The organism is Microcoleus sp. bin48.metabat.b7b8b9.023 (genome assembly GCF_013299185.1).
GTDB lineage: Bacteria > Cyanobacteriota > Cyanobacteriia > Cyanobacteriales > Microcoleaceae > Microcoleus.
In genome coordinates, this window is record NZ_JAAFKG010000044.1 from 25,562 (window position 1) to 42,809 (window position 17,248).

General features: G+C 44.8%; 7 protein-coding genes. 5 read left to right on the forward strand and 2 right to left on the reverse strand.

All coding sequences use genetic code 11. From position 1 onward, the window contains the following. Positions 1-283 precede the first annotated feature (283 nt). Positions 284-3,790 (reverse strand): glycosyltransferase, encoded by a 3,507-nt coding sequence (locus QZW82_RS22340; RefSeq protein WP_293153013.1) that lies wholly within the window; start codon positions 3,788-3,790, stop codon positions 284-286. A gap of 93 nt (positions 3,791-3,883) precedes the next feature. Between QZW82_RS22340 and QZW82_RS22345 the strand changes: the two genes are divergently transcribed. The 4 genes from QZW82_RS22345 to QZW82_RS22360 all read left to right on the forward strand — a co-directional run bounded on the left by QZW82_RS22345 (position 3,884) and on the right by QZW82_RS22360 (position 14,258). Then, positions 3,884-4,186, forward strand: coding sequence for a hypothetical protein (locus QZW82_RS22345; RefSeq protein WP_293153016.1), 303 nt, complete (start codon positions 3,884-3,886; stop codon positions 4,184-4,186). 94 nt (positions 4,187-4,280) lie between these two features. Beyond that, complete coding sequence (locus QZW82_RS22350) at positions 4,281-6,599, forward strand: tetratricopeptide repeat protein (protein ID WP_293153019.1); 2,319 nt, start codon at positions 4,281-4,283, stop codon at positions 6,597-6,599. Positions 6,600-7,189: 590 nt separating this feature from the next. Continuing rightward, positions 7,190-8,482, forward strand: a complete 1,293-nt coding sequence (locus tag QZW82_RS22355; protein WP_293153022.1) for an ATP-binding protein — start codon at positions 7,190-7,192, stop codon at positions 8,480-8,482. A 583-nt stretch (positions 8,483-9,065) separates the two neighbouring features. Further along, on the forward strand, positions 9,066-14,258 hold the full coding sequence (locus tag QZW82_RS22360; RefSeq protein ID WP_293153025.1) for a PAS domain S-box protein: 5,193 nt from the start codon (positions 9,066-9,068) through the stop codon (positions 14,256-14,258). Between the two features lie 252 nt (positions 14,259-14,510). Here QZW82_RS22360 and QZW82_RS22365 read toward each other — a convergent pair whose 3' ends face one another. After that, the gene (locus QZW82_RS22365; RefSeq protein WP_293153028.1) at positions 14,511-15,074 is read right to left on the reverse strand and encodes a Uma2 family endonuclease; all 564 of its coding nucleotides are present in this window, start codon (positions 15,072-15,074) and stop codon (positions 14,511-14,513) included. A 165-nt stretch (positions 15,075-15,239) separates the two neighbouring features. On the opposite strand from QZW82_RS22365, the gene QZW82_RS22370 reads away from it, so the two are divergent. Then, complete coding sequence (locus QZW82_RS22370) at positions 15,240-16,607, forward strand: lipid-A-disaccharide synthase-related protein (RefSeq protein WP_293153031.1); 1,368 nt, start codon at positions 15,240-15,242, stop codon at positions 16,605-16,607. Positions 16,608-17,248 lie beyond the last annotated feature (641 nt).

Genomic DNA, 17,248 nt, shown 5'->3' on the forward strand with positions numbered 1-17,248 from the left:
GAAAATAGAAAGAGACTTCAATAAAGGTATGTAGTTGCGCTTTAGCGCTCTTTTCTATTTAATATATGAAAGAAAGAGCGCTGAAGCGCAACTACGTACCTTAGAATGAGTTCAATCAAGGTATGTAGTTGCGCTTCAGCGCTCTAATCTATATATTCAAAGAGCGCTGAAGCGCAACAACGTACCTTAAAATGAGGTTTTTGAAAGGTATGTAGTTGCGCTTTAGCGCTCTTTGAATATATACATTCAAAGAGCGCTTAAGCGCAACTACGTACCTTAAATTTTAACGAACAGACAAGGCAACTTCATAACCCTGTACTAATTCCATCAATTCTTGCCAAGCTTCTGAATTAATTAGCGAACAAGTATCAAGTTGAACCCCCTTTTCTGAAGATAACGCAACAAAATTTACGATCCAACTCAAGATAGTTTCGCTTGTCAACAATGGCGTGCATTTCCAAGCTGACTGCAACTTCTCCACCATCCCGGACATATCCCCCCGCTCCCAAGCTTGCCAAGCCTGCCATACTAGATAATAGTAATGGAGCATACTGTCAACTTTTTCGATCTGTTTTTGGACTTTGGGGGCGATCGCAAATTTGTCTCGATTCCCACTAGCAGATAGAACTTGGGCGACAACTTCTGAGTATTCCAACAGCATCCGTTCTTCCTTAAAAAGCTCTTGAGCCCGCAGTTTGCAAGCTTGTCCTGCCAGCCTCCGCAATTCGGGATTTTGGGCCCATAATTCTACGGTTTCAGCTAACTCTTGTACAGTCTGTTGCGAATCTATTGTCGGATCCGCAATTAACTTTCCGGTATCTCCCAACTCTTCGGGAATTCCGCTGACTGCTGTGGCAATTACGGGCAATCCCTTCGCCATTGCTTCCATTACTGCTAGCGGCATTCCCTCGGCTTTGGATGATAAAATAAAGATGTCGCTGGCATCCAACCAATCGGCAACATCCCACCGCTGGCCGATAAATTTAACTTGTTCGGTGACTCCTAATTGGCTGACAGTTGCTCTCAATTCCGGTTCCATGTTGTCGTGAGTGGTGGAACCGGGGCCGGCCCAAACGAAGTAAATTTGCGGCCAAACAGGCAGATTTTTCAGTTTGGCGATCGCCTGCAATTGATACTGATATCCTTTAATTGGAGTCAGTCTCGCCGCCGTGAAACAAACCACAGCCTCTTCGGGAATGCCTTGTTCTTGGCGCAGGCGCTGGCGGGTTGAGAGATTGGGCGGTTCAAAGTAATTGTTTGGCCTGCCGTAATAAATTACTTTCCCCCATTCCCGAGGCATTTTGAACAAACTCTTGAACAAGTTTAAATTCTCGTGGGAAACAGCTATCACCGCTTTAGCCAAGTTGTACTGGTAGGAGACTGCATCGAAATAGGGAATTTGATCGCCACGGTTAAAAGTCTTATAAGTGCGATCGATATAACCGAGAGTAATTACATAAGGTATGTTTTGTTTGAGCGCAACTTGTTTCGCAGCAAAATTTGCCATCGGCCAGCCATCGCTAAATATAATTAAATCCGGTTTAGCTTCCGCGTAAATTCTTTCAGCATCGCTACAATTGTAGGCAATTCGCAAAAACTCCCTCATCGTATCGAACTCCAGCCAAATATGCTCGATACCTAGTTGTTGTTGTTCGGTAATTAAAGGATTAGAAGCTTTAGTTTGCACGCTAGTAACTCGGTAGCCATCGGCTGCTAATTTGCAAAGCAGCGAGTGGTTAAACTGCGCCAAACCGCCGATTCCGTGGTCTTCTGCGTAGACGAGTACGTGCGGTGCAAGTTTGCGGCCAATTGAACTGGGTTCTGATTTAAATTGATAGGTATTGTTGACTGCCTCCGCCACCATGTCTTGCCATTCTTTTAAATTGGTTAAGGCATAGGCATCAAAGTTGTTCGTGTATTTTTCCGAAGAAACTCTAAAAGTTTCCAACCATTTAAAAACTGTTTCTGTGCCATTATAAGGAGTATAGTAGAGAGATTTTTTCAAACACTCGACCATCTCTGGCAAATATCCGTCGTGGTACATCCGCCACGCTATCCACACTAAAGACTTGTAACGTTCTGCCTTTTGTAATTGGCGTATGCGATCGGGTAAATTGGGTTGGGCGAAGAATTGCTCCATCACAGTTTCCATGCTTTTCATCACTTTTTGCCCGCCGGACATGAGATTGCTATTGTGCTGGCGGTAGCAGGTTAATATCTCTTTCAACCACGCACATTTGCAGCCTTTTAAACCCAAACGCAAAGCAAAATCTAAATCTTCTGTTGGCGGAAAGCGATGGTCAAAACCGCCCAGACGTTCCCACCACTCGCGCCGCACCATCATTGCACTGGGACGCACGCTTTTGTGCAGGACAAAGCTTTCTAAATCTAAGTTGGGCGTGTCTTCCCAAGGCATGACTGGGTAGATGTCTTTTCCGGTTTCATCAACCATCAACCAGCCGTTTTGTACCATCCCTAAAGAGGGGTCAGCTTCAAAACAAGCAATTTGTTTGGCGAGTTTTTCTGGCAGGAAAAAGTCGTCGGCATCCAGAAATGCTAAGAATTCGCCTTTGGCCAGTTCGCAAGCGCGGTTTCGGGCTTTTGCTGCTCCTTGATTTTCTTGATATACGTACTGAATTACATCGCGGTACGGCTCTAAAGTTTGCCTCGTATTGTCTGTAGAACCGTCATCTACGACGATGATTTCCCAGTTTTGGTAAGTTTGATTTACAGCACTCTCCACAGCTCTAGTAATGTAGCGTTCGCAGTTGTATGCCGGGATAATTACGCTGACTCGCGGTGTTTTTGAGGTAGGTATGCTAGCCATTATTTTTTTCCATTCTGGTAAGTTTCTTAACGATTGAAAATCGATTGTAACTCCATAAGTTTGAGCGATCGCACTCAGACGCTTCTGCCAATCTGTGACTGTTGGCCTTAGAGGATAAGGACTGTACTGGATAGATTTTTGGAAAAATTCAACCGCCTCTACTGGATGGTTACTATAGTACAATTGCCAAGCCATCCAAGTCAATGCTTCGTAAAAAGCCGGATTTTCTAACTCGCGGATGTGCTGCGGCAAATCTGGTTTGGCGAAAAATTGCTGTTTTAAGGTAATAAAAAGATTGGCTTGTTTGAGAGCTTTTTTTATGGATACATTTTGATCGTGCTGGCGGTAGGATACTGTCACTTGAGGCAGCCATGCTGCTTGGCAACCCAAGAGGGCTAAACGCAGGACTAAATCTGAATCGTCTACTGAATCAAATTCTGAATTAAATCCGCCTGCAAGTTCGAGCCAATGGCGCGAAAACATCATGGCGCTGGGAAGTACGGGCATTTGTACTATCCAAGTTTCTAAATCTAATTTGGGGAAATATTCCCAAGCTTTGATATCGGAAATTTTGTCGCCTTGCTGGTTGACAATGCGCCAGCCGCTGTTAACAATTCCTAAGGATGGTTGCTGGCGAAATAGGGATATTTGTGCTGCTAATTTATCTGGCCAAAAGAAGTCATCTTGATCTAAAAAAGCGATGAATTCGCCTTTGGCTTCTTGAATTCCTCGGTTGCGGGCTGCTGCTACTCCGGCATTTTCTTGATATACGTAGCGAATTTTGTCAAAATAAGGCTGCAATACCTGATGTGTCTCATCTGTCGAACCGTCGTCTACAACGATAATTTCTAAATCTGTAAAAGTTTGGCACAGCACGCTTTCTACCGCTTGCACGATGTAGCGAGATCCGTTGTATGCTGCTATAATTACGCTGACTTGCGGTGTGCGTGTGGCTGCTGACATTGTTTACCTGGTTGTTAAGTAGAAGGCCGAAGGAAGAGGGAAGAGGGAAGAGGGAAAAAGATATACACAACAAGCTTGAGGGCGAGCCGTATTTTGAGTTTTATTAGGTGGGTTTACTTAACTGGTTGCTATCTTAGTTTAATCGAAATATGTGTTTGCTCGACTTGCCTACAAATTAACTTAAAGTTCGTTAGCGCAGCCCTCGAAGAGGATCGCACCAATGGCATCCAGATACTCGGCATTTACCAAAAAAAATTGGTTGAAAGCCCCAATCCGGAGCGGGAGAAATTAAAATCAGACTATTCATTACTCGATTCGTCGGACTTAATGGTAGAGTTCGATTTAAGGTGTCAACTGTCAACTGTCAACTGTCAACTGTCAACTGTCAACTGTTGAAAGCCGGCCGATGTCGGTGCATGATTTGGAGGATATTAGAGAGGTTTTGCTCTACAATTACACAGGGAATTATTACTAAACAGGAACGTTAAAAGTGAATTCAGAAACAGCAGCGGTTGATTTGCAACAACAGGCAGAAATATATTTAGCTTTAGGGAAGTTGGATCGGACGATCGCACTTTGCCACCAAATTCTCGAATCCCACCCCGATTCCGCCGAGACTTGCAAAACCCTAGGAAAGGCGCTGCAAGCTCAGGGTAAGCTAGAAGACGCTCGGTATTGGTATAAAGTTGCGATCGCCCACAAACCCGATTTTGCCGAAGCTTTTGCTAACCTCGGCACCCTCTGCGCTAGTTTGCAACAATGGCAAGAGGCGATCGACTGTTACCAAAAAGCGATCGCCCTGCAACCAGACTTTGCAGGATTTTACCGCAATTTGAGCCGGATATTTACCGAAGTCGGTCAACCTCGGCAAGCAGCCGACTGTTGGTATCAATCACTCAGCGTGGAACCCATCGACATACCGGAAGAATATCTAGATTTGGGCAATACCTTATTGGCGCAAAACAAGCCACAAAAAGCTCTAGTTTGTTACCACCGCGCTATTTATTTAAACCCTAGTTGTTGTGAAGCTTACACCAAATTAGCCGAAGCTGCTAGCGCGCTAAAACAGTGGGACGAAGCTATTGTTAACTACCGCAAAGCTATCAAGCTGCAACCGGATATTTCGGAGTTACATTACAAATTAGGCAATGTTTTGCAAGCCAATAAACTCTGGCGCGAAGCAGAATCTGCCTACTGCGAAAGTATTGAGCTGAATCCGAATTCTTTTTGGTCTTACTACAATTTAGGCAGCGTTCTGCTCGAATTAGAACAATGGCAAGAAGCTATTATTGTCTACCGCACGGCTGTGGCAATTGACCCAAATTTTTCTTGGTCTTACTACAGCCTCGGCGAAGCTTACGGCAAATTAGAAAAATGGTCGGAGTGCGCCGCAGCATACCAGCACGCTGTTGACTTAGACCCAAATTTTTCTGGTTCTTGTCACAAGTTGGGAGATGCACTTTTTCAATTAGAAAAATGGTCGGAATCTGCGACAGCTTACCAGCGGGCGATCGCCCTTAATTCCGAATTCTTTTGGTCTCATTATAATTTAGCATTAACTTTAGTTAAACTCCAGGATTGGTTGGCAGCAATCTCCGCCTACCAGCGCGCCATCGAACTCAATCGAGACTTTTCTTGGGCTTACCACAATTTAGGAGAACCGCTGTTAAAAACCCAGCAGTGGAAAGCAGCAGCTACTGCTTATCAGCGCGCTATTGAACTCAACCCCAATTTTTCTTGGTCTTATTATAATTTAGGCGATGCTTTGACTGAGATCCACAACTGGAACGAAGCTGTTTCTGCTTACCTTTGTGCGCTGCAAATCGAACCCGAACTCCCCAACATTGACGCCAAGTTAGGCGATGCTCTCATCAAAAGAGTGCCGTCAGGGTTAGATCCGGCAACGAGTTACTATCACCACGAATTGCAGCCGCTGCACGCTCCTGAATTTTACTGCGAAACAGCCCAAAAGTTTGCCGAGAGCGATCGCCCCGACGCAGCTACAGTCTTGTACTTGATGGCGTTAGAAATTCGGCCGCAAGATGCCGCAATATCCGGGAAATTGGCGGAAATTTTGCAAAAAAAGGACTTTACGGGCGATCGCAGTATATTATCAGAGTTGGAGAATGACGATATTCGCGATCGCTACATTGCCCGAGTCGTCAAAAATCACACTTTTGCAGAAGTCGGGGGATTGTGGGGAACAGTCAACGAAAAAGTATCTGTAGCAAGCAAATACGGTGCAGTTTCTCTGACAATGATTGATGTCACGCCCCCAGCCGCACACATTTGGGATGATTTTCGCGATCGTATGGCAAGTTTAAATATTGCTAATTATAATTGTATCAGTCAAGATATAACTCAGATTCAGCTTGCAGAAATTGGTGAGCCTTACGATGTCGTCCACTGTGCAGGAGTTTTGTACCATCACCCCCACCCTTTGCAAATTTTAATGAGCTTGCGTCAAATAACAGGGCAGTATTTAATCTTAACTTCAGCAATTACCCAAGAACTTATAGAAAACGAGCGGGGACGCTACGAAATTCCAGCTTCTGGGGTAATCTTCATTCCCGCTTTGGGCGAAGCAGAACGAGCTATCTTAACAGCTTACTGGCAACAGTACACCTACGGCACACCAATTCTCGGAGTAATTGATAAAGCAGTTTTTGACATCAACGACTTTGGCCCATGGTGGTGGCTTCCTACAGCTTCTGCTTTAGAATCTATGTGTAAAGTAGCTGGCTTTAAGGTTTTAGATAAAGGATTGACTTGGTACAATAACGCTCTGACTCTATTGCTGGAGATTTAAAGATTGTGCATTCAGTTGACAGTTGTAGGGGCGGTGGATGGTGCGTGCCCGCCCTCTTCGTTAACAGTTGACCGCTTGAGGGCGACCTCTACCTAGAAGGAAGAGGATTGGAGTAATGAATAGTCTGATTTTAATTTATTCCAAAAGGGAGAGGATTTAAACCAATTCTTTCTGGTAAACGAACAATTTCAAAAAATCCGCACAAACAAATGATCGAAAATTCTATTTATGAGATGATTCCTAGTTCTCTTCCTCCAATATTCCTACTAGAACCCAGTCTGTTTTTAATTGCCAAATAAAATATACGAACCGCACCCGATGGTTGGGATTTTATTAATTACCCAAATCCTTGCTTTATTGCTTCTGACTTATCTTCTACATAACTAAGCCTTATTCCATCCGTTACAGCGGTTCTCAAAAAAGTGATGTATGCCCTATGCCCTATGCCCTGTTTGCCCTATGCCCTATGCCCTATGCCCTATGCCCTATGCCTATGAGTACCTCATATGGGAGATCGAAAAGCTATACATCTTCTGTTACATAATCCATTGCCGAACTTCCTTCTTCCTTTATATTTGGAAAAACACTCAATGAACAATCAGCAACCAGAGACGGCATTAGGAAACATTTTAGTAGTAGACGATACGCCAGAAAATCTGCGCCTGTTGTCTACAATGTTGACTCATCGGGGGTACGCGCCCCGCTGCGTGATTAACGGGCAAATGGCTCTGAGAGCCTGCAATTCTAATCCGCCCGATTTGATTTTACTCGACATAATGATGCCGGAAATGAACGGCTACGAAGTGTGTCAGCATCTGAAATCCGAACCTAAAACTCGCGAAATTCCGGTAATTTTTATCAGCGCTAAAGATGAAGTTTTCGACAAAGTAAACGCATTTGCAGTAGGAGCCGTTGACTACATCAGCAAGCCATTTCAGTTTGAAGAAGTGCTCGCCCGCATCGAAAGTCACCTGACCCTGCGGAACTTACAAAAACAGCTAAAAGAACAAAATGTGCTGCTTCTAGAAGAAATAACCAGCCGTTTAGCCGTTGAAAAAACTCTTTACGAAAAAAACCAGGTTTTGCAACAAGAAATCAGCAACCGCCTCGCCGTTGAAAAAGCCTTGCAAGAGCAAAACTTGCTCCTCCAACAAGAGATATCGAACCGCAAGCGCGCTGAATCTGCCCTCTTAAAATCTAACCAAGAATTGGCGCGGTCGAATGCCGAACTAGAACAATTTGCTTATGTAGCTTCTCACGACTTGCAAGCGCCTTTAGCAACTATTGCCAGCTACGCTCAACTTTTAGAAAAACGCTACAAAGACCAACTCGACAGCCAAGCTATTAAGTTTATCACCAATATCGTTCAGGGCTGCACGAGAATGCAAACTTTAATTGACGATTTGCTCGAATATTCGCGAGTTGGTCGCAGTCAGAAACCCTTTGAATTGGCAGATTGCAATCATGCCGTCCAGCAAGCAATTGCCAACCTACAAGGGGCTATCCGCAACGCTCAAGCAGTTGTTACCTACAGTGAATTGCCAGAGGTAATGGGGGATATTTCTCAACTGGTACAGCTTTTTCAAAATTTACTCGGCAATGCAATTAAATATCGCCACGATGCACCGCCTACGGTTCATATTACCGCTTCCCAACATGAGGAAAACTGGTTGTTTTCTGTGTCGGATAATGGGATTGGGATTGCTCCACAGCATCAAGAACGCATCTTTCAAATTTTCCAGCGCTTGCACACTCAAAGAGAATATTCTGGGACAGGTATTGGTTTAGCAATTTGTCAAAAGATTGTGGAACGTCACGGTGGATCTATGTGGGTGGAGTCGGAACCGGGTCAAGGTTCAACTTTTCACTTTACTCTCCCTTAATCGAGACATCAAGCACACACTTATAGCGGTTATCGGAAAGATGAGGTATTGACCAATTCATTAACCATTACAAAATTCCGCAATCCCCGAATCCCCGAATCCTCGAATCTCAAATCTCAAATCAAATTTGTACCTCATCTTTCGCTCGAAAGGCTATATAGCGGTTCTCAAGCGTGGTGAGGTATTCCCGATGCCCGATGCCCGATGCCCGATGCCCGATGCCCGATGCCCGATGCCCGATGCCCGATGCCCGATGCCCGATGCCCTATGCCCATGAGTACCTCATATTTTTGAGAAAGGCTATATCCAGAAGCTAGATGACAGGAGAAGCTGAATTAAATCCTATATTTTCAGGGCGAAGCTTGAAGGTAGCAGTTAAATTGCAAGTTAGAATAAAACATATTTCGCGTTGACAGCCGAGTGAATTTGTGATATAATTATAACTCTTAAACACAAGTTTTGTAGCGTTCAGTCACACCGCAATCCGATCGCCGATGTATGTGTAGGTGCAATTCGATAACTCCCCCGGAAATAAAAGATAAAATCCAAGTTAGCTTGAGACAACTTTTAATTAATAAATATTATGAAAGCAGTTTTTAACTTAGCTGTACCTCCTACGTGCTTCAAGGTTCTGTTAGTAGAAGACCACCCTCAGGAAGCTGAGCTTATTGAAGATTTGCTGTCAGGAATTAGCGGCCTGCAGTATATATTGCTGACGAAAGTAGAGTGCCTCAGCGAAGCGCAGCAGCGATTGAATCAAGAAAGTTTTGACATAATTTTATTAGACCTTTCACTACCAGACAGTCAGGGCATCGAGACGGTGGCTCGGATACAAGAGTACGGGGTAAATGTGCCGATCGTAGTTTTGACCGCCCAAAACGACGAAGAGCTGGCGCTGCGGTTGATTTCGGTGGGCGTACAGGATTATTTAGTCAAAAGAAAAATCGACGGCGAACTGTTAATGCGATCGCTCCGTTACGCCATAGAACGCCAGAACAGTCAAGATGCTTTGCGAAAAAGCGAAGAAAAATATCGCTCGGTGGTGGAAAATTCCCTGATCGGAATTGCCATCGTCGCTCCAATTATTGACCCCGCAATTGCTGAAAATTGCAATTGGATTGAAGTTAACGACGCGCTGTGCGATTTGCTCTTATACGAGCGCGACGAACTCGTAGACAAGCATTGCCTGGAGCTTACTCATCCAGAGGATTTTGAGGCTAATTTTGAAAAATTTTCTCAGATGTTAGCAGGTAAAACCGACGGTTACATCTCAGATAAAAGGTGGTTTAGAAAAGATGGCGAAATAGTTTACACGCGAGTTTCGCTGCGCTGCATCCGCGGCCTAGATGGATCTATTGACCGGATAATTGAAGTGGTGTTGGACGTGAGCGATCGCTACCGCTACGAAGCACAACTGAAAGCATCTGAAGAATTTTTAAACCACACTCTAAATGCGACCCCAGATCCAATTTTTGTCAAAGATGACCAGCACCGCTGGATGATATTAAATGATGCTTTTTGTCAGTTGATAGGGAAATCTCGACAAGAACTGATCGGCAAATCAGAATATGACTTTCTTCCAAAATCAGAAGCGGATGTTTTTTGCAGAAAAGATGAAGAATTATTGGCAAAAGATATCAGTTTGGAAACAGAAGATAAATTCACCGACACTGCGGGGAAAGAATGGATAATTTCTACCAAAAAAAGCGTTTTTAAAAGAGCTGATAACAGTAAAGTAATAGTTGGCACAATCAGAGATTTTACCGAATACAGACGGCAGCAAATAGCTCTGGAACAAAGCGAAGCTCGATTTCAAAAACTCGTAGCTAACCTGCCCGGAGTAATTTATCAATTTCGCTCTTCAGCAACTGGAGAAAGATCTTTTCCCTATGTCTCTTCTGGGAGTCGCGAACTTTACGAATTAGAGGCGGAAGTAATAGAGCAAAATGCAGAATTGTTTTTCAGCGGAATTCATGCAGACGATCGCTTAGATTTAGAAGCATCGATCGCAATTTCAGCCGCTACGCTGGAACCTTGGCGGCAGCAGTGGCGGCAGATTATGCCATCCGGAAAAGTTAAGTGGCTGCAAGGAGCATCCAGACCGGAAAGGCTCACCAATCAGAGCAAATCTGAGAGCAAAGGCGATATTCTCTGGGACGGTTTAGTGATGGATATCACTGAGTTAAAGCAGGCACAGACAGAGCGCGATCGCTTTTTTACTATTTCCTTAGACTTGCTTTGCATTGCTGGTTTCGACGGCTATTTTAAACGATTAAACTCTGCTTGGTCAAATGCTCTGCGCTACAGCAGTGCCGAACTGCTCGCCAAACCATTCATCGAATTTGTTCATCCAGACGATCGAGCAGCCACCTCAGCCGAAATGGAAAAACTAATCGCCGGTACGTCCATTATCTACTTTGAAAACCGCTATCTTTGCCAAGACGGTTCCTACAAATGGTTGCTGTGGACGGCATCGCCTTTTAGCGAAGAAGGTTTGATTTATGCAGTGGCTCGCGATATTACTTCTCGCAAAAAAGCTGAGTCGGAACTTCAGCGACAAGCAGTAGCAATGGCCGCTGCTCATGACGGCATTGCTATTTTTAACGCTCGTAAAGAATGTATTTATTCAAACGACGCTTATCTTAAAATGTACGGCTTGGCTAGCGCTAGCGAACTGTATGGGAAGAAATGGAAAATGCTCTACAGCCGTGCTGAAATTCAATATCTTGAACGTGAAATAATCCCGGCGCTCCAGGAAAAAGGGTACTGCAATATAGAAGCGATCGGTCAGCGGCGCGACGGTACTAAGTTCCCTCAAGAATTGTCGCTGACAATGCTTGCAGGGGGCGAGATAATTTCGATCTTCCGCGATATCACCAAAAGAAAACAAGCAGAATCAGAACTGCAATCTAGCCAGCGCCGCTATCAAACTTTAGCAGAAGCATCGCCGGTTTGCATATTTCACAGTGATGCCTTTGGTAATTGTCTTTATGTGAATCAGCGGTGGAGCGAAATCACGGGATTAGATCCAGAATTAGCAGCCGAAACAGGCTGGATGAATGCCGTACATCCTGATGATGCCGAGCGGGTGAAAAATGAATGGTATGGAGCAGTTATTAACAAAATTCCTTTTAAATCAGAATACCGCTTTCAGCGTCCAGACGGTCGGGTAATTTGGGCGATCGGTCAGGCGATCGCCGAAATCGGAGACAAGCAGGAAGTTAAAGGCTATATCGGCAGCATTACTGATATTAGCGATCGCAAACAAGCTGAATTAGACCTACTGCGGGTGACTCAAGCCGTAGAAAGCACCAGTGATGCGATCGGCATTGCTGACTTGACAGGGCGATCGATCTACCACAATCAAGCCTTTATTGTGCGGTACGGCTACACAGCAGAAGAACTGAACGCAGCGGGTGGAGCAACGGCAATTTATCCGCAAAATTCAGTGCTGCAAGAAATGTTTAAAACGATTCGTAAAGGCAAATCTTGGCAAGGCGAACTCAAAATCAAAACTAAAAGCAAGGAACTGGTAACAACCTTATTTCGCGCTGACTGTATTAAAGATGAAACTGATAATTTAATCGGGTTTGTGGGAGTAATTACCGACATCACAGACCGCAAAAAAGCTGAGATGGCGCTGCTAAAGCAATTAAGGCGAGAACGCCTGGTAGTTGCCATGCTCGATCGCATTCGCTCCTCCCTCAATTTAGAAGAAGTTCTCACCGCTGCTGTCGATCAAGTGCGGCAATTATTGCAAACAGACCGCACAGTTATTTACCGCTTTAATCCCGACTGGAGCGGCACTGTAGTTGTCGAATCCGTGGCAAAGAATCGAATTTCGCTCCGAGGTTTTAACAATTTTGACCTCTGTTTTAAAGATAAATTTGTTGCTATTTACCAGCAAGGCTGTATTCGAGCTATCGAAGATATTTATGGTGAAAATCTGAGCGAATGCTACATTAAAATTCTCGAAAGTTTTGAAGTGAGAGCTAACTTAGTAGTGCCGATTTTACAAGCACGAGAAAGCATTTACCCTGCCCAATCCACCGCAGAAAATCAACTTTGGGGACTGCTGATCGCCCACGATTGCAGCGGCCCCCGTGTCTGGGATTCCTCAGAAATAGAATCCCTGCGGCAATTGTGCGTGCAATTGGCGATCGCGATCCAGCAATCAACACTATTTCAACAAGCACAAACCGAAATAGCCGATCGCAAACAAGCAGAAGCAGCCCTACAATTAGCTAAAGAAGCCGCCGAAACCGCCAACCGCGCCAAAAGCGAATTTCTCGCCAACATGAGCCACGAACTCCGCACGCCTTTAAACGGGGTTTTAGGTTACGCTCAAATCCTCAAAACCGACAGAGACTTAAGCTGCGATCAACAAGAAAGTCTCAGCAATATTCAACATTGCGGTCAACACCTGCTGATGTTAATCAACGATGTTTTAGACCTTTCTAAAATCGAAGCTAGAAAAATGGAACTCTACCCGGAAGAGTTAAATTTTCTAAATTTTACGAAAAATATTGCGGATCTGTTTCAGATGCGGGCAGATCAAAAAGGAATTTGTTTCAATTACGAACAAGTATCGCCCCTGCCCACCTGCGTCCAAGTCGATCAAAAAAGATTGCGCCAAATTCTAATTAATTTACTCAGCAATGCGGTTAAATTTACTAACAGCGGCGGAGTAACTTTCAAAGTCGGCTATGTCGGCACAGAGGCCTGGAGTCGCAGACAAGGAGAAACATACGAATTCTCGCTTTTGAGTTCTGAACTCAAAGAAAATTATCTGCGCTTTTCCCACAATGCGATCGCAGCTAAACACGCTTTAAAAATCCGATTTCAAGTCGAGGATACCGGGACAGGAATAGACAAAAGCAAGTTAGAAGAAATATTTTTGCCCTTCCACCAAGTAGGAGGCAATACCTTTGTTGAAGGTACGGGTCTCGGACTCTCGATCAGCCAGAAATTAGCGAAACTGATGGGCAGCAAAATTCGCGTCAACAGCACTTTCGGAAAAGGCAGCACTTTCTGGCTAGATTTAGAATTGCCCGCAGCCAAACGCTACTTAGAGGTGTCTCCTTTGCGGGAAAAACGCTGGCTGGTCGGTTTTGTGGGCAATAAGCGGAAAGTGCTAATCGTGGACGACAATCAACTAAATCGCGATTTGTTGTGCAGGATGCTGGGGCGTTTGGGATTTGAAGTTGCAGAGGCACAAAATGGTCAAGAATGCCTCTACAAAGCAGTCAAATTTCAACCTGATGTGATTTTAATGGACTTGCAAATGCCTGTAATGGATGGCTTAGAAACTACAAGGAGACTGCGGCAGTTGCCGGAATTAAAAGATGTCGTGTTAATCGCTTTGTCAGCTAGCGTTTTCGAGTCGGCGCAGCAAGAGAGCATCCTTGCAGGGTGCGATGATTTTCTTCCCAAGCCGATCGAAGCAAATCACTTTTTGGAACAGTTGCGCGTGCATTTGGGACTAGAATGGATTTACGAGGAATCTCCGGAAAACCAAAATTGTAAAACTCCCAGTTTGTCACCAGCATCTGATTTTCCTGCTTATGCTGCTCTGTTACCTGCGGCTTCTGAGTCGGTAGCAAAAATTGTGAAACTTGCGGCTATGGGCGACATTGAAGAAATTTTTGAGGAGAGTGCTAAGCTGGAAAGTTTGGAACCAAAATTAGTGCCGTTTGCCACGAAGCTCCGCCAACTTGCTAAGGGATTTCAGCTCAAACAAATTCGGAATATTTTACAGCAGTATATCGATGGTTAGTAGTTATTAGTTATTGGTTATTGGTTATTGGTTATTGGTTATTGGTTATTGGTTATTGGTTATTGGTTATTGGTTATTGGTTATTGGTTATTGGTTATTGGTTATTAGTTATTAGTTATTGGTTATTGGTTATTGGTTATTAGTTATTGGTTCAAATGCCCAATGCCAATGCCCAATCCCTCCGCTACGCTCCGCCCAATGCCCAATGCGTACCTCATGTTAGTGAGAAAGGCTATATAATATTCTGTTGTTTCACTGTAACAGCCAACCAAATAAATCTCCTACTGTCAGTTGCAATTCCCTGGCAAAAGATGGCACGGGCAATAACTGTTCCGGTTCGTCAAACACCTCGGTTGATTGAGCCGGCCGATATACAAAAACCGATCGCTCTTCTGGATCGATTAACCAACCCGTTTGAGTTCCGTGTTTGAGACAATGTAAAATATTTTTAGTAACTTTAGTTTGGCTTTGGTCGGGGGAGAGGATTTCAATTGTCCAATCCGGGGCGATCGCAAACACATTTGCCACACAGCCATTTTCGTTGCGGGGAATGCGCTCCCAAGTGAATACAGTCACGTCGGGAACGATCGCGCGACCGCCAAAAACACACCGCAGTTCGGGAAATGCTCGCGCCACCTTTTGAGGTTTGAGAGCAGCATTAGCAGCACTTGTCAACTCGCCTTGAATTACACTATGTTCTCCTTGAGGCATGGGTTTTTGAATGATTTTACCGTCAATGTACTCGCTGGCTGGCTTGGTTTCTGACAACTTCAGAAACTCTTCGAGTGTCAAAGATTTTGGCAGGGTTTGTACCATCCGATTTTACCTCTAAAATAGGAGTTTCACCTGCTATTTTACCAAAAATGGCCCGACTCGCGCGATCGCCGCTCCGCTTACTTCTTGCTTCGGCTATACCACCTTGCATCCTGCGGCTAATCTTGCTTCTATATATTCAGAGACAGTTTTTTGAGAGATTTGGGATTGAAAATACTTTGCCTCAGTAACGGCCACGGAGAAGATGCGATCGCCCTTCGCATCTTGCAGGAACTACAACAGCACCCGCATCCCCCAGAATTATTAGCCGTGTTTCCGCTAGTGGGGGAAGGGCAAGCTTTCGCTCAACTAGAAAACGCCCGCATCATCGGCCCGGTGCAGCGGATGCCTTCGGGTGGCTTTATCTACATGGATGGAAAGGAATTTTTGCGCGATGTCAAAGGCGGGTTGCTTCAGTTGACTCTAGCTCAGTTTAAAGCTATCCGCGCTTGGGTGCGATCGCAACAACAGTCTGGAAATCACAACGCCGCGATTTTAGCTTGCGGGGATATTGTACCGCTGCTGTTTGCTTGGCTCAGCGGCGCGCCCTATGCCTTTGTCGGCACGGCCAAGTCCGAATATCACGTGCGGGACGAGCAGGGGCCTCTGGCTGGCAAATCCCGCCCGTGGGCTTGGAAGATTTGGTCGCGATCGGTTTATTTCCCTTGGGAGCGCTGGTTGATGACTAGAAAGCTCTGTAAAGCTGTTTTTGTGCGGGACGCCCTCACCGCCGAGACTTTAGAAAAGCTGGGAATTCCCGCCTACAATCTCGGCAATCCCATGATGGACGGACTCGAACCGGAAAACCCCGCCCGTTTTTACGGCGCTGATGCAGAGTTTCGGGAAATGGAGCGATCGCTCGTCATCACCTTACTGCCCGGTTCCCGAGCGCCGGAAGCCTATGCTAATTGGCTGCTAATAGTAGAGGCTGTAGCCGGAATTTTGTCTCTGTTTGGCGATCGCAAATTGTTATTTTTCGGAGCTATTTCTCCCGAGTTAAACTTAGAAGCTTTGCGACCTAGTTTAGAATTTTTCGGCTGGCGCCAAGAGGGCGAAACTAAAACCCAGCGGCGAGAAGGTAGTATTTTGCGACCTGCTGTTTCTAACGCTCAAGAAATTAGGAAAGAATCTCCTAATTTGCTATTGCCCTTGACTTTTGTGCAAAGAAAAGCCACGATGATTTTAACTCAGCAAAGTTTTAACGATTGTTTGTACCAAGCCGATTTAGCGATCGCAATGGCCGGAACAGCTACAGAACAATTTGTAGGTTTAGGAAAACCGGCGATCGCCATTCCCGGAACCGGCCCGCAATTTACTCCCGCTTTTGCCGAAGCTCAAAGTCGCCTCTTAGGCCCCTCCTTAATTTTAGTCAAACATCCCGCCGAAGTTGCCGGCACCATCCAGTCTTTGCTTCGCGATCCTGACAGGTTGCAGCTAATCGCTGAAAATGGCTGGCGCCGCATGGGAGAAAGCGGTGCATCAGCCCGAATTGCCGAGTGTTTAATTCAACGGTTCGACGAATCCAGCAATTCTTAATTGTGTGGGATACATTAGGAATACAAAAAGGTTTTGTCGCTCCTGAATATCTTTAATTGCACTTTATTGAAAAATTTTTGTTCGCTAATTACTAACTTCTGTCGTTCGTAGTCAGGACTTTAGTCCTCTGATTTTATGCGGACTAAAGTCCTCACTACAAACCAATTTTACAGTTTGTAGTCAGGACTTTAGTCCTCTGATTTTATGCGGACTAAAGTCCTCACTACAAACCAATTTTACAGTTTGTAGTCAGGACTTTAGTCCTCTGATTTTATGCGGACTAAAGTCCTCACTACAAACCAATTTTACAGTTCGTAGTCAGGACTTTAGTCCTCTGATTTTATGCGGACTAAAGTCCTCACTACAAACCAATTTTACAGTTCGTAGTCAGGACTTTAGTCCTCTGATTTTATGCGGACTAAAGTCCTCACTACAAACCAATTTTACAGTTCGTAGTCAGGACTTTAGTCCTCTGATTTTATGCGGACTAAAGTCCTCACTACAAACCAATTTTACAGTTTGTAGTCAGGACTTTAGTCCTCTGATTTTATGCGGACTAAAGTCCTCACTACGAACCAATTTTACAGTTTGTAGTCAGGACTTTAGTCCTCTGATTTTATGCGGACTAAAGTCCTCACTAC